This is a genomic window from Psychrobacter sp. ANT_H59, from assembly GCF_008369225.1.
Lineage (GTDB): Bacteria > Pseudomonadota > Gammaproteobacteria > Pseudomonadales > Moraxellaceae > Psychrobacter > Psychrobacter cryohalolentis.
In genome coordinates, this window is record NZ_VOBE01000004.1 from 276,034 (window position 1) to 290,476 (window position 14,443).

At 41.9% G+C, this 14,443-nt stretch carries 12 protein-coding genes; 3 read left to right on the top strand and 9 right to left on the bottom strand.

Annotation, left to right across the window (positions count from 1 at the left end; genetic code table 11):
* Positions 1 to 159 precede the first annotated feature (159 nt).
* Both hscA and fdx read left to right on the top strand, forming a co-directional pair.
* Positions 160 to 2,037 carry a Fe-S protein assembly chaperone HscA gene (hscA, locus tag FQ083_RS08750; protein WP_149409576.1) on the top strand — a complete coding sequence of 626 codons (1,878 nt, stop codon included), beginning with the start codon at positions 160 to 162 and terminating at the stop codon, positions 2,035 to 2,037.
* Between the two features lie 97 nt (positions 2,038 to 2,134).
* A complete protein-coding gene (gene fdx, locus FQ083_RS08755; protein ID WP_149409577.1) occupies positions 2,135 to 2,473 on the top strand; it encodes an ISC system 2Fe-2S type ferredoxin in 339 nt (112 codons plus the stop codon).
* A 143-nt stretch (positions 2,474 to 2,616) separates the two neighbouring features.
* On the opposite strand, the gene FQ083_RS08760 is transcribed toward fdx, so the two are convergent.
* The 5 genes from FQ083_RS08760 to FQ083_RS08780 form a co-directional block, all read right to left on the bottom strand.
* Positions 2,617 to 4,035, bottom strand: coding sequence for an adenylate/guanylate cyclase domain-containing protein (locus FQ083_RS08760; RefSeq protein WP_149409578.1), 1,419 nt, complete (start codon positions 4,033 to 4,035; stop codon positions 2,617 to 2,619).
* 332 nt (positions 4,036 to 4,367) lie between these two features.
* A complete protein-coding gene (locus tag FQ083_RS08765) occupies positions 4,368 to 4,799 on the bottom strand; it encodes an HIT domain-containing protein (RefSeq protein ID WP_011513989.1) in 432 nt (143 codons plus the stop codon).
* 234 nt (positions 4,800 to 5,033) lie between these two features.
* Positions 5,034 to 8,765, bottom strand: coding sequence for a transcription-repair coupling factor (gene mfd, locus FQ083_RS08770; RefSeq protein WP_149409579.1), 3,732 nt, complete (start codon positions 8,763 to 8,765; stop codon positions 5,034 to 5,036).
* 229 nt (positions 8,766 to 8,994) lie between these two features.
* Positions 8,995 to 9,510: a ribonuclease E activity regulator RraA gene (gene rraA / locus FQ083_RS08775; protein WP_188004100.1), complete on the bottom strand. Its 516-nt coding sequence runs from the start codon at positions 9,508 to 9,510 to the stop codon at positions 8,995 to 8,997.
* A 129-nt stretch (positions 9,511 to 9,639) separates the two neighbouring features.
* Positions 9,640 to 10,341: an NAD-dependent epimerase/dehydratase family protein gene (locus FQ083_RS08780; protein WP_149409581.1), complete on the bottom strand. Its 702-nt coding sequence runs from the start codon at positions 10,339 to 10,341 to the stop codon at positions 9,640 to 9,642.
* A 528-nt stretch (positions 10,342 to 10,869) separates the two neighbouring features.
* Here FQ083_RS08780 and rpsT point away from each other — a divergent pair.
* Positions 10,870 to 11,136, top strand: a complete 267-nt coding sequence (gene rpsT, locus FQ083_RS08785) for a 30S ribosomal protein S20 (RefSeq protein WP_011513993.1) — start codon at positions 10,870 to 10,872, stop codon at positions 11,134 to 11,136.
* Positions 11,137 to 11,265: 129 nt separating this feature from the next.
* Here the strand turns inward: rpsT and FQ083_RS08790 are convergent, their stop codons facing one another.
* From FQ083_RS08790 to FQ083_RS08805, 4 genes are all read right to left on the bottom strand, one after another.
* A complete protein-coding gene (locus FQ083_RS08790) occupies positions 11,266 to 12,102 on the bottom strand; it encodes a histidine phosphatase family protein (protein ID WP_011513994.1) in 837 nt (278 codons plus the stop codon).
* A gap of 165 nt (positions 12,103 to 12,267) precedes the next feature.
* The gene (locus FQ083_RS08795) at positions 12,268 to 13,065 is read right to left on the bottom strand and encodes a metallophosphoesterase (protein WP_011513995.1); all 798 of its coding nucleotides are present in this window, start codon (positions 13,063 to 13,065) and stop codon (positions 12,268 to 12,270) included.
* Between the two features lie 122 nt (positions 13,066 to 13,187).
* Complete coding sequence (pyrF, locus tag FQ083_RS08800) at positions 13,188 to 13,886, bottom strand: orotidine-5'-phosphate decarboxylase (RefSeq protein WP_133104464.1); 699 nt, start codon at positions 13,884 to 13,886, stop codon at positions 13,188 to 13,190.
* 75 nt (positions 13,887 to 13,961) lie between these two features.
* Positions 13,962 to 14,390: a LapA family protein gene (locus tag FQ083_RS08805; RefSeq protein WP_133104463.1), complete on the bottom strand. Its 429-nt coding sequence runs from the start codon at positions 14,388 to 14,390 to the stop codon at positions 13,962 to 13,964.
* Positions 14,391 to 14,443: the final 53 nt, after the last annotated feature.

The window sequence follows — 14,443 nt, forward strand, 5'->3', positions numbered from 1 at the left end:
TAAGACCAATTATCTCGTATAATCTTGACTCTAAAAGCCTTTAATGGCTAGTTTCTATATTCAAACATTTATAGCAAAACTATTTTATGTTGTACTAACCATAGTCTATTTATCGTCTTTGTATCATTTCACTTATTCATTTTATCTTTGAGTTATCTTATGTCCTTAATGCAAATTGCTGAACCCAATCAAAGCACCCGACCTCACGAGCATCGTTTTGGCCTAGGCATTGACCTTGGTACCACGCGATCATTGGTCGCCGTGGTACGCTCAGGCAAAGCTCAAGTTTTGCAAGCAAGCACAGCGACAGATACCTTGTTGCCTTCTGTGGTGTATTATCCAAGTGAAGGTAGCCCATTGGTTGGTTCGGACGCCCTCGCCCACGTAGTAGATGATCCAAAAAATACCATTATTTCAGCCAAGCGCTTTATGGGTCGTAGCCAAGCTGATATCAAATTCTCTCATCCTTATGAGCTAAGCGGTGGCAAAGATGAAATGCCAGCTTTTGTCACTGCGCAAGGAGCCGTATCTCCTGTTGAAGTGTCAGCGCGTATCTTAGCAGCGCTAGAACAGCGTGCTGCTCACGCATTGCCTGAGGATAGCATTCAAGGTGCGGTCATTACCGTGCCTGCCTATTTTGATGAAGCACAGCGTCAAGCTACTAAAGACGCCGCTCAAGCAGCTGGCATCAAGGTACTGCGTCTGTTGAACGAACCTACTGCAGCTGCGGTTGCTTATGGACTCGACCAAGCAACTGATGCAGGTATCGAGAAACATTACCTTATCTATGATTTGGGCGGCGGTACGTTTGATGTGTCGATTTTGAAACTAAACGATGGCGTTTTTGAGGTGCTAGCGACAGGTGGTAATAGTGCACTTGGTGGTGATGATATCGATCGCTTATTGACCAATTGGCTGATCAAGCAGTTAAATATTGATCCTAAAGACGTCAGCCTGCATGACAAGTCGATACTCGCCCAACAAGCCAAAGCTTATAAACAAGCACTGACGGATACTGAGCAAGTCGATATTGATATCGTCGTGAATGAGCAATCTTTTAAGGGCATATTGCGCCGTGAAGATTTATTAGTCATTGTAGACCCAGTGAGTCGCCGCACCTTGAGCGTTTGCGAACAAGTATTACGTGATGCCAAAATTTCAACATCTGACTTAGATGAAGTTATTTTAGTTGGCGGCTCGACCCGCATGCCTGCTGTTAAACAAGTGGTTACTGATTTTTTTGCAAAGCAGCCACTTTGTCGATTAAATCCAGATGAAGTCGTTGCTTTAGGTGCGGCACAAACTGCACATCAATTGGTCAACGGTGATAGTGATAATAATTTATTGTTGTTAGATATCACTCCGCTATCGCTTGGTCTTGAAACCATGGGCGGTTTGGTTGAAGTGCTTATCCCGCGTAATACCCCTATTCCAGTTAAGAAACGCCAAATATTTACCACTTATCAAGATGGCCAGACTGGCATGGTGATTCATGTGGTACAAGGTGAGCGCGAGACTGTCGATAACTGCCGCTCACTGGGACGCTTTGAGCTATACGGTATTCCGCCTATGAAAGCGGGATTTGCGCGAATCGAAGTGACTTTTAGCATTGATGCTAATGGGCAACTGACAGTGAGTGCACAAGAAACCACTACCAAGACCGAAAGTAAAATTGAGATTGTGCCCTCTTATGGCTTGTCTGATGAACAAAAAGAACAGTTACTCATTGCAGGATTTAAATACGCTGAAGAAGACAAAAACGCGCGCTCATTGATTGAAACCAAGGTTGAATCAGAACGTGAGATACTGGCACTGCAATCGGCATTGAAAGATTTTGACGCTTTACTTTCAGAAGATGCTAAGCAGTCTTTGGCACACACTATGCAAGACTTGCAAGTTGCGCTTGATACCAATGACTTAACCCTTATTGATGCAAAAAAGCTGGCGCTTAAACCGCATAGCGACGCTTTTGCTGCTCTTATCATGAATCAAAGCGTCAAGACCAGTATGGCAGGTACCAGCGCCAAAGACTGGTAAAAGAAATGCTTTACCATATTACTGACGTGTCAAATTAAGCATATTTTTATACTTTTAGATGTTATTTTAAATGGATTAGCACCGGATAGACTACCTTATGCCAAAAATCACTGTACTACCCCATCATGAAATTTGCCCTGAAGGCATCGAAGTTGAATTAGCAGCAGGCGAAAACTTATGTAAAGCCTTATTAGAAAAAGGCATCAAGATTGAACATGCTTGCGAGATGTCAAAAGCTTGTACAACTTGCCATGTCGTCGTACGTAAAGGTTTTAATAGCTTAGATGAGATGGATGATATCGAAGCTGACTTACTCGACCGTGCTTGGGGGCTGGAACCTGATTCACGCTTGTCTTGTCAGGTGATGCTCGAGGATGACGATTTAACCATCGAAATTCCTAAGTACACTTTGAACCATGCCAAAGAAAATCACTAATTATTGATGACTTTATACTCATAAAAAAGCCAACTATGTCTTATAGCTGGCTTTTTCCTATTCCAATATCTGATACTTTAAGTAATCACAATCTATTCATGAGCAAAGAAAATTATTTACTATCATTATAGTATTGCTATAAATTATTTATGCTTCCCTTCTTTTTTGCTGGCTGCATCAATTTTAATAGCGGCAGATTGTTCTTCTTGCTCAATACGTGCAAGTGCAAGATTAAGACGACTTCTAATATCTTGATAATCGTTATCTTGCATGTCTCTAAAGTTCAAATGCAGATTAAAACCTGGAAGCGTGTGGTCTACCCATTTCGATAACTTGCCTTTATTTTCATCTGGATCTAATACTTTCCAAGCACTTACTTTATCATCAAAACCTTTTAGCGGGAAAGCACCTGCGTATTCGCAGTCAAAATCATGAGCGATATAGTCGTGAGTGCTCTCGCTAATGTATATTTCGCCCTTACCAGCGACAGCTTCAAGCCTTGAAGCCAGATTGGCCTCTTTGCCAATCAGCGTATAGCTCAGACGATTATTACTACCAAAGTTACCAACATGACAGTAGCCTGTGCTAATGCCTACGCGTATATATAATCCCTCAAAGCCCATCAATCGCCATTTTTGCCTCAATGTGCGCATTTCACGGCGCATATCTATTGCCATAGCTACACAATCTAGGGCATCTTGACGCGGACCACGGCTATTAGGCTCTCCAAAAAAACATACCATGCCATCACCAATAAACTTATCTAATACTGCCCCATGTTTATTGGCGATCAAAGTCATACAGTGCATATACGTGTTTAAAATATCAGCCAAGTTATCCGCACTTAAGCTATCAGACAGCTCAGTGAAACCAACGATATCTGAAAACATAATCGTCAGCTTAGCGCGTTTATTAGCGACAGTAACCGGACCGTCCGCTTTGACAATAGGCTCCCATACTTGCGGTGGTACGAAACGTGTCAACTTATTGATTACCGACACCATCGTACTTAAGCGCCCAACGACTTGCTCAGCCCGTGCCTCATAATGGATATACTCATAATATATATGACGAAAGTGACAAAGCATTACGATCATCGTTGCTAGCAAGATGATAGGCGTTATCCAAGTGGTGTGACAATCTATCTCGGCACTACTCAAAATGACACTAACGTAGTAAAAAATAATGATGGTAACGATGGATACAGAAACCAGCTTTAGATGATTCTCAGGGCTGCTAATAATAATACGCAATCCGATCAACGACGCTAAACTTAATGAGATAATAGGACAAAGCTGAATAGAACCTATAACCGTAGACAATAAAATAATAACTATATTAGACGTCCAAAAGCTTTTTTGACGACGAAAGTTGTAAATTAAAATCATGAGGCTAGGTAAGCAGACGACGACTAGAAGCGCCATCGAAGTTGGACTGAAGTCAAAGTGGATAGCGAGCAGTATTACGCTGAGTATAAGGACAAAGACTTCAGGATAATCAAATCGACAGACATCATTACCCTGTATAGATTTTTTTGGGCTAAAGGTGTCTAAAAAGGACATGATAGCAATTCGCTTAGAACAGAGAGGTCATTGAAGGTGCTTATAAAGATAGTATAGGTCGTGTACATTATCTTTATAAATAATATAAGAAAAAGTAAATAGCTGACTTGTACATTATACGTTCTAATTTTATTAACAGCTATGTCATTGAGTCCTCAAAGTATACCGTTTGTCATTTATTTTGTTACCAAAGTCAATGAAATCATCATCTCAAAACCTTTGTACTGAACATAATTATCAAGTTCGAGCTAATGGCAAAAAAGCCAGATAAGACATCTGACTCTTTTTAACTGACATGTACCAAGCAATGTTAAATATCAATAAGTAGTTAATTACATCTGCCAATCAAACGGCATTTGATGATGACCGCGCAGTGCCATCATCAAAGTCTGTTGCATTTGCGCCAATACTTCTTTGCTATAAGGCACTGCAGGAACGCCCCATACCGGATTTGGCCACTGCATATCGTTTTGATAGCGGACAATATGATGAAAATGAAGCTGTGGTACTTGATTACCGAGTGCTGCCACATTCATTTTATCTGCCTGAAAAGTTTTAGCGAGCTGACTTGATAACCAGCTCGATTCACGCAAAAACTGCGTTTGGTCTGCCTCAGACAATTCATACAATTCTTTGATGCCTGATACTCGTGGCACCAATATCAACCATGGAAACTGGCAATCATTGATTAAGCGACAGGTTGATAGTGGAAAATCACCCACTAAAAAACTATCGGCAGCAAGTTTATGATGAAGTTGGAACATAATGGCGGTTCTCTTGTTATGAAACTCAAGTAAAAGAATAAGAAAGAAAGATTAGGCTTAAAATTTAAAACAGATATTTAAGGTAAAAATACAGTGACGCTATTTTATCAGTTATCCAATCGATAAAATAGCGTCATGATTTATTGTCTAAATGTCCTGCTTTTTAAATCTCTTAGTCTATAAGGTAAAGGTTAAACAGCTATTTTCCATGGTATATAGTGATGATTGAATATCCTAAACCTGCTCTACCACCATATGCTTGCTAAAATAGCTTAATAACTCTTGAATCACCGTGACACGCTGCTGCGGTGTGGCCAATTTATCAGCATCCTGATAGCGAATGCCAGAAGCACCATTCATACGATAGCGCTGCCCGTTGCTTTGAATCAATTTAATAATCGCTAACGCATCAACGGGTGTATCAGGCGCAAACTCTAAGGTCATGCTGCTGCTATTAGCATCAATTTTATTAATTTTCAAAGGCTCGGCTTGTATGCGTAGACCATGAACCGCAAATAACTGCTTGGTCTGGTCTGGCAAAACACCAAAACGATCAATCATTTCAGTTCGAATATCAGTCAGTGCCTCTTTATCATCGGCATTGCCAATACGTTTATAAAATAACAAACGCTGATGCACATCATGCAGATACTCTTCTGGTATCAGTGCCGAGCTATGCAGATTAATTTCACTGGTTAGTGATAATGGTGTACTTAAATCAGGCTCTTTACCGGCTTTAATCGCCTTCGTTGCTCGCTCCAGCATATCCATATATAGACTGAAACCAATTGCCTGCATATTACCACTTTGCTGCTTACCAAGTATTTCCCCAGCACCGCGAATCTCCAAATCTTCACTTGCCAGCATAAAACCTGCACCTAATGTGTTAGCGCGCTCAATAGCATGCAATCGGCGCTTGGCATTTCCTTTAAGCCCCTTAATAGACGGTACAAGTAGATAGCAATAAGCTTGATGATGACTTCGACCCACGCGACCACGCAGCTGATGTAATTGAGCCAAACCAAACTTATCCGCGCGCTCTATAATAATGGTATTAGCATTCGGTACATCAATACCGGTTTCGATAATGGTCGAACAAATTAGCACATTGAATTTTTTATGATAATACTGCTGCATGACTTGTTCTAGTTGACGTTCTTGCATTTGCCCATGAGCGACCCCTACTCGCGCTTCAGGCACTAGTTCACGTATGGTCTCTGCCATACGCTCAATACTGGCCACATCGTTATGCAATAGATAAACTTGACCACCACGCAACAGCTCACGCAAGATAGCCTCTTTCATCAAAGCGTCGGTCTTCTGCATGACAAAGGTCTTAATCGCAAGACGACGGGCTGGTGGCGTGGCAATAATCGACATATCACGCATACCCGAGAGCGCCATATTGAGCGTTCTCGGGATGGGCGTCGCTGTCATCGACATACTATCAACATCAGTCTGAATCGCCTTAATACGCTCTTTATGGCGCACCCCAAAGCGATGTTCTTCGTCAACAATCATTAGACCTAGATTAGAGAACTTTACATCGGGCTGTAATAACTTATGCGTACCAATGACGATATCAACCTTGCCTGCCTCAAGGTCTGTTAGCACAGTGTCTTGATGTTTTTTACCGCCAAAGCGCGAAAGCGTTTCAATACGTACTGGCCAATCAGCAAAACGATTGCGGAAATTGTCTTCATGCTGACCGGCTAGCAAGGTAGTCGGCACCAGCACCGCTACTTGATAACCAGCACTGACCGCAATGAATGCCGCGCGCATGGCTACTTCCGTTTTACCAAAACCTACATCACCACAGATGAGACGATCCATGGGCTGATTCTGCTTCATATCTTCCATGACTGCATGAATAGCGCTGGCTTGATCCGGTGTTTCTTCAAAGGCAAACTGACTAGCAAACAGCTCGTATTGCGAGATATCTATTTTAAAATGAATACCGACCTTTGCCTCACGCCGTGCTTGTATATTAAGCAACTCAGCTGCGACATCATGGATTTGCTCAAGCGCTTTCTGTTTAGCTTTGTCCCATTTTCCACTACCAATCTTGTGCAATGGCGCAAGCGCTGGGTCGCCGCCGCTATAGCGATTAATTATTTGCAGATTGGCAACCGGCACGTAAATACTGGCATCATCAGCGTATTTTAGGTGAATAAATTCTTGCTCACCATCTCCGACATCTAAGGTTATTAAACCATTATAACGTCCAATGCCATGCTCAATATGAACGACTGGACTACCATCAGTTATTTCAGTCACGCTTTTAACCAAGAACTCTTCTGATACACCGCTTTGGCGACGGCGGCGCGTTTGCAGCACTTGCCGACCAAATAATTGCGTTTCACTAATTAATACCAAACGCTCTGGCACATAGACGCCACGTTCAATAGGCGCAACCGTTAGCCCAACCTGTGGCAGCTTTTTAGCATTAAGACCAGTAGTTTTATCGGCAGCTAAAAATGCCTCAAAGCTGTCATAAGCCTTGATCTCAATCTTACCCTTAAACAGCTCAATAAGAATCTCACGACGACCTGCTGTCTCAGATACTATCAATACTGGTGTTGCTGTTTGCGCTTGTAGCTCTAAAAACGCTAGCAGCTCAGTAAGTGGCTCTGCTTTTTGATGATTGACGGCCAACTGCGGTGGCTCTTGCGCACTTAAGGTCACCAAGCCTTGTTGCTTATTCTGAACAAAATCTAACTGTGGTTGCTCAGATAACTGTAATGGACTCTCCAATACTGTCTCGTCAATCGCAGATGCATCATTCATTGTCGACAGTTCATTAAGTGCACTGAGTATCACCCGTGGATAATGATTGAGATGCTCGTTAAGAGTATTTGACAATAAATACAGCAACTCAGGGGCGACAATAGGCTTATCAATATCATGACGGCGCTCTTCATAGCGGCGCTGGATTTGGGACCAATAATCCGCCTGTTTCTCGTTAATTAGCTCATCAGTGATGAATAGCGTATCGCTTGGCAGATAAGCAAATAAACTACTCTCTACCGTCCAATCTTTTAAATCAAAAAAGAGTGGCTGATAATATTCCAGTCCGCTACTCGCAATGCCTGCCATCACATCTTTATGTAATTCGAACTTACGGCTATTGCTATTGGGGAACATGGCAGCAAAATTGGTGCGAAAGGTTTCACGCCCTTCATCAAGTGGAAACTCTTTTGCGGGTAGGATCTGAAACTGTTTAATAGGCTTTGAGATATCTGGCAGTTTATGCAGTAGCGACAATGACTCTTTGCCCATACTACTATCGTTGCCACTCATCATGACTTTTAGGTCATCGACAGTTAATGTCCGTTGGGTCTGCGGATTAAAGAAGCGAATCGTTTCGATTTCATCATCGAATAAGTCCAGACGTAGCGGGAATGGCTGACCCATGGCAAAGATATCAATGATACTACCACGTACCGCAAATTCCCCCGGCTCAAAAACGTTGTCTACCGTTCGATAACCTGCTTTTGCTAATAAGGTACGTTGGGTATTGATATCAAATTGATCGCCAACACTTAAATCAAAATGCTGTCCAATTAACCAGCTTGGCGGTGCGACGCGGTGCATTAATGCTTGCACAGATATCAATAGCACGCCTGACGTTGGCATATCAGTTAATAAATTGATACGCTCGCTGACAATATCTTGATGCGGTGACAACTCATCATAGGTCAGCGTCTCCCAATCAGGAAATACATGAGCATCCACGCCGCAAAACGCCAATTCTGTCTCTATTTGATTCAGCTGATTTTGGTCACGCGTCACTACGACTTTTAGACGCTCGGCAACATTCCATATAGGTGCTTGTACTAAACTTGCCAGCCATAAGCTGCTGACTGCACCGTGCACAGGTGCAAGCCAGCGACGCTGGGCATTTTGGATAGGGAATAATTGCTGGTTAATCGGGGCAAAGGCGTCAGTCAAAGCAGTGATAGGCATAAAGGGTAAGATCAATGTTAAGAGTCAGAAAGCTATTATACGAATATTTGCGCAATTACCAAAATTTATGCCGTAACGGTTTGTCACATAGCATTATTATAGAAAACACCAAGAGCCAAACACTTTATAAAATAAAGATTTATGGCTAAGAATAGGGCTGATAAACGGAAAGACCTTAGCTTGCGAGCCAAGGTCTTTATAGGGAATTCTTCAAAAACAGACTTTGCCTCTAAATTAATGGCTTGTCACTAGCGATAATGCCGTTATTGTCTGCGTAGACAAACATACCAGAATTTAGCGTTAAATCACCAAAGCTGATTTCAAGATCGGTTTGACCTTCATCGCGGCGATTTGATTTACGCGGGATACAACCAAGCGCCATGACCCCGATATCCATTGCTGCCATATCATCAACATCACGAACACAGCCATATACAATGACCCCTGCCCAGCCATTATCAATAGCCGACTGTGCAATCATGTCGCCTAACAGCGCACAACGCATCGAACCACCGCCGTCAACGATCAACACCTTGCCATTACCGTCTTTGTCTTTACCATCACTGCTAAGCAACGATTTGACGCGACTATTATCTTCAAAACATTTGACGGTCACAATCTCACCGCAGAATTTATCTTTACCGCCAAAACTATAAAACGATTTACCTTCGATATTAGGCAGGCATACCTGTGATTCAGGATTGGCATCTAATAAATCACAAGTTACAAAGTTTTCTTTGGTCATTGTTGCTGATTCTGGCATGGTGAGACTCCTTGTCTGTTATGGTTAAATTGTTTTGATTTATTGAACTTAAACATTACTTAGGCTATTTATTATAGTAGTAATAAATGTAAAATTTATCTGATTAATAGCTTAATGTTTTACGCGGGTCATCGCAAGCATCTGTTTATTTTCGATAATATCAGTGGTTTTAATCACGGGTTCGCTGCGGTATTTACTGCGATGATAGATATCATGGGCGCTCATCGCCATGGCACTAGCGACACGCTTAGCTGAAATAGGATGTAAGGATAATGACTCGGACACCAATGGCGAGATAAGCTGAAAGGCTTTTTGTCCCAGACTTTCAAGCGGGCGACCCTTATGTTTACCAAGTAGTAATGATGGACGGAAAATAACCAATTGGGCAAACCCTAATGCCATTATGGACTCTTCCGTTTCAGCCTTTACTCGATTATATAAAAAGCGACTGTTGATGTCAGCATTCATCGAGGACAATAAAAAGAAGTTTTCAACGCCTTTCTCTTGGCAAAGTTTGGCGAAACCAACATTATAATCATGGTCAATCTTGCGAAAAACTTCATCACTACCCGCTTGTTTTTTGGTGGTGCCCAAGCAACTAAAAGCATCCGTTTTTCGATCAGCGCCAATGCTTGCAAAGATTTCGGCTAAGTTGTCAAAATCATTTACCTGATAAAAACGCATGCTCGCATTGATGTAACGAGGCGGACGCCGTGCAATCACAATCAATGTGTCATAAATCTCACTCAGCTGCTTTACAAGATGTTGCCCGACCAATCCCGTTGCACCTATTACCATTGCTTTTCGCTGCATATCCTATCCATTTATAGAGTGTTGGAATACTTATGATCGTCAAAAATGTGACTTTTTAAAGCCCGTCGGTGACGCTGACCACTGTAGTATCATACCTAAATTAATCAATCATCGAGGCTATTATGCATGATTTATTGTAAGAGATTTTATCAGCAAACAGTTTTACTCAGCTCATACGCTCGTTTGGACTCAAATACTTACTCAATATTATGATAAATACCTTTATAAATACCTATTAAAGGCATAAAATCCCGCTCATCCACGTAATGCCGTAACTTCTTTAAGCATTAATCATCAAACTTATTGTCCTAAGGGCGATAATTTGCTAAGATAACCGGCTTTACACGTCAACACTGTTTAATTATTCCAAACAGTTTTGGCGCTTGCGATGATTTATTACTATCAGATACTTTAATAGTAGGCATCGACATCATGTTCGGCGAGACGGCTGCTCGTTATCGATGATGGTTAAACCCTTTATTGCAATCCACATTCATAATTTTATCTGTCTTTATCAAGGAGATTCGCGTGGCTAATACTGCACAAGCTCGTAAACGCGCCCGTCAAAACACCAAACGTCGTCAGAACTCTGCGTCACAACGCTCTATGGTTCGTACTTATTTGAAACGTGTTGACGCGGCTATCGCTGCTAAAGATTATGACGCGGCTACCGAAGCTTACAAAAAAGCGGTACCGGTTCTTGATCGTATGGCTGACAAAGGTATTCTTCATAAGAATAAAGCTGCTCGTCGTAAGAGCCGCCTAAACAAAACCATCAAAGGCTTACTAGCTTAAGATTGGTTGCCTTTAGACCGTATGATGCTTCGATAACATCATAACTAAAACCTTGTCACTGGTTCTAATACTGGGGCAAGGTTTTTTTATGCCTGCTCAGAAAGTAATTAATAATTTCGTAAATAACGCTTATGTCCATTTTACTTCTGGTGGCAATAATAGTTTATTTGGATGAAAGCCAGCAGTACGGTAGGCTTCAAGCAAAGTGTGTATTGGACGTACATAAACTTCACCGCGCCAGACAAAATACGCACTTGCCTGCTCGAATGGCTTGTCATCAAACCACAAAAATACCCCTTCCATCATTTTTGGCCAATCGTTCCAATCAATCTCAACAACATCAAACATCACTGCTAAGAATGCAGATAATAAAGTGTCATGGCTGACAGCGAGCATTAGATGCCCGTGTTGCGGCTGATTTTGATAAAAAAGCGACAGAATATCGAGACCGCCCTGATAAGCGTTTTTAGTGCCTTCAAGATTGCCTTGCAAGAATCGATTGATAAAATTGAGAACACCAATCTCTTTAAAGATGGGGTTTGCAATATCAGGTTCGGTCACTAAGCTACCAGGCTCAACCAACAATGACTGGTGAGCGATATCACGCCGTAGTCCTGCCCCTTCTTGCATTAGCTGCGCCGTATCAAGACAGCGACCAATCGGGCTTGAGATGCTATCAACATCGAGCGAATACGGCAGATGTCCTGCCAACCAACGACCCCAAGATTTTGCCAATACACGACCTTTGGGTGTCAATGGCAGCTGATAACTGGCAAAGCCATTACCATCAGAGCGCTCACGCAGAGAATGTCTGGTAAATAAAATCAGGCGCTTATCTTCAGGCAACAACCTGACCGACGACATCATACTATCAGGAAGATGTGAGGGCGCTGGTGCACTTGGAGTATGACTCGCAAGCTTCTCAGCGGATAGGCTCGATGTGGTGTTATTAGGAAGTTTACTCATCACACAAGCCTATCAGATTTTTCGACAGGAATGAACCAAATATAAGTCCAATTGCAATATAATCTAAAGCAAATATATTGAGAGCAGACCCGTTAATTTTATGAGAACTGAAACGCTATGACACGGTGAAATCAAAAAAGAAAGACTTATATTTATTACGTTTGACTAACCGATATCAATCACTCTATCCCATGTAAACGATAATGCCGTACTACTAACCTCATTTGGATAAGCACGCGGATTGACGATAACGCGCGTCTTATGAATGTGGTAATCAAATGCCTCATGCGTATGCCCATGCACCCATAGTGCTGGTGCCCACTCTTCATACATCCAGCTTGATAAATCACTGATAAATGCGGCATTACTTGGTAGCTCAGCATACTTCTCAGAGACAGATAATGGACTGATGCTATGATGACTCATCACCACGGTTTTTTTGCCCAGTGCTTTTGCCGTTATCAATGCTTGTTTAAGCCATTGACGCTGCTTAGCATGAATCTGTATCGACATTTCAGGTGAAAACAGCTCGCTGCCGGCATAGATCTGTTTGTAGTCACGCATAAAGCGCATTGCCACTGCCCTAGTCTCTTCATTGGCTTGATATTGATAATCTGTCCAAAGCGTACAACCTAAAATGCGCACCTCTCCGATATCAATATGCTGACACTGCAAAAATCGTACGCCCTGCTTTGATTCACTATCATAATTGTCCCAAGTCGCCAGCTTTTTATCAAAATGCAGCACGTCTTCATTAAAGTACTCATGATTACCAGCGATAGTGATTAGAGGGACTTGTAAGCGCGCTGCTTGCTCTTGTAGCCATGGCATACCAATATCGCTATTTGCTGTATCTCCCGCCACCAGTATGATGTCTGCGTCGGTTTTGGGAATATGCCCTATCGGATGGGATTGACGTATATAACTGTCAATATGTAAGTCACTCAAAATCTGTAATTTCATAGCAGCCTATATCATTAAATAAACATAAATAGTTTAGCACCTTTTCATCTAGGTACAAAAAGTAAAAAGACAGCGGATTAGGCTGTCTTTTTACTTTTTGACTGAAGTATCTGATTGAAAAATTAGAGACTTTGGAGTATTAACTGTAATTTCGCTGCAGGATCTACTGCTTGAGTAATTGAGCGCCCTATCACCAAATAATCAGAGCCATCAAGTAATGCCTGTTTTGGCGTACAAATACGCTTTTGATCATCAGCATTATCATCTAGCAGACGGATACCAGGCGTAATCAGTTTAAAGTCCTGACCACATAATGCCTTTAATGCCTTTGCTTCTTGTGCTGAGCATACTACACCATCAAGACATGCTTGCTTGGTTAATTGTGCTAAGCGGCTCACTTGTGCCTCTAAGCCGTCGGTGATGCCCGTTTGTATGAGTGCTTCATTGTCCATAGATGTTAAGACAGTCACTGCTATCAATAGCGTGTCAAAATCATTATCTAGCAAGCGCTGTTTTGCCAATGACATCGCATCGTAACCGGCACTTGCATGGACGTTGACCATCCATATACCAAGCTCAGCGGCAGCCAATACTGCTTGTGCAGTGGTATTGGGGATATCGTGAAATTTAAGGTCTAAAAAAACCTCAAATTGGCGCTGATGCAGTGCTTTGACTATCTCAGGGCCACAGCGGGTATACAGCTCTTTACCTACTTTCAATCGGCATAATGCCGGATCTAATTGGTCAGCTAATGCAAGAGAGGCATCCTTTGTCATATTATCTAATGCAACGATGACAGGAGAATTAATTGCGTTGTTCATTGTTATGCTTCTTTATATCAGGTTTATCAAATTATTATATTTATAATCAGCAGTGAAAATGCATATTACAAATTATTAGTAATCGCGTTTTTGCTTGGTCAAACTTGACCCATCATGCACATTGGCGTTGGGATGAGCATTGGGCATTGTCGTATCCTGTACATTGACCGCTGTTGCACCATAAACAGCTTCTTCTACAGTAGGCGCATTCGCTTGACGATCAATCACCATATTGGCTTGGGTTATCTGCTCTTGCAAATTGGTATTTGCCTTTTGTAGACGCGATATTTCCCACTTATTTTGCAAAACACGGAAAATTAGTAGTGCTAACAAGATACCTATAACGATACCAAGTATGAGGCAAAGTATCATTAGCAAGCCTAAATTCATCGTTGGTGCTTGCGAAAACAAAAGATTGACGCCAACTTCAGTATTGTTTGCCAATACCAAACCTAGCGAGTAAGCGAAGCTCAAAAATAGCAGCACTAATAATAAAATACGCATCAGACGTCTCCTTAAGTTTTTAATAGAACAGATAAATGGATAAAAACTAAGCC

Coding starts and splice junctions, on each gene's coding strand:
- hscA (WP_149409576.1), top strand. CDS start 160: ATGTCCTTAATGCAAATTGCTGAACCCAATCAAAGCACCCGACCTCAC.
- fdx (WP_149409577.1), top strand. CDS start 2,135: ATGCCAAAAATCACTGTACTACCCCATCATGAAATTTGCCCTGAAGGC.
- FQ083_RS08760 (WP_149409578.1), bottom strand. CDS start 4,035: ATGTCCTTTTTAGACACCTTTAGCCCAAAAAAATCTATACAGGGTAAT.
- FQ083_RS08765 (WP_011513989.1), bottom strand. CDS start 4,799: ATGTTCCAACTTCATCATAAACTTGCTGCCGATAGTTTTTTAGTGGGT.
- mfd (WP_149409579.1), bottom strand. CDS start 8,765: ATGCCTATCACTGCTTTGACTGACGCCTTTGCCCCGATTAACCAGCAA.
- rraA (WP_188004100.1), bottom strand. CDS start 9,510: ATGACCAAAGAAAACTTTGTAACTTGTGATTTATTAGATGCCAATCCT.
- FQ083_RS08780 (WP_149409581.1), bottom strand. CDS start 10,341: ATGCAGCGAAAAGCAATGGTAATAGGTGCAACGGGATTGGTCGGGCAA.
- FQ083_RS08790 (WP_011513994.1), bottom strand. CDS start 12,102: ATGAGTAAACTTCCTAATAACACCACATCGAGCCTATCCGCTGAGAAG.
- FQ083_RS08795 (WP_011513995.1), bottom strand. CDS start 13,065: ATGAAATTACAGATTTTGAGTGACTTACATATTGACAGTTATATACGT.
- pyrF (WP_133104464.1), bottom strand. CDS start 13,886: ATGAACAACGCAATTAATTCTCCTGTCATCGTTGCATTAGATAATATG.
- FQ083_RS08805 (WP_133104463.1), bottom strand. CDS start 14,390: ATGCGTATTTTATTATTAGTGCTGCTATTTTTGAGCTTCGCTTACTCG.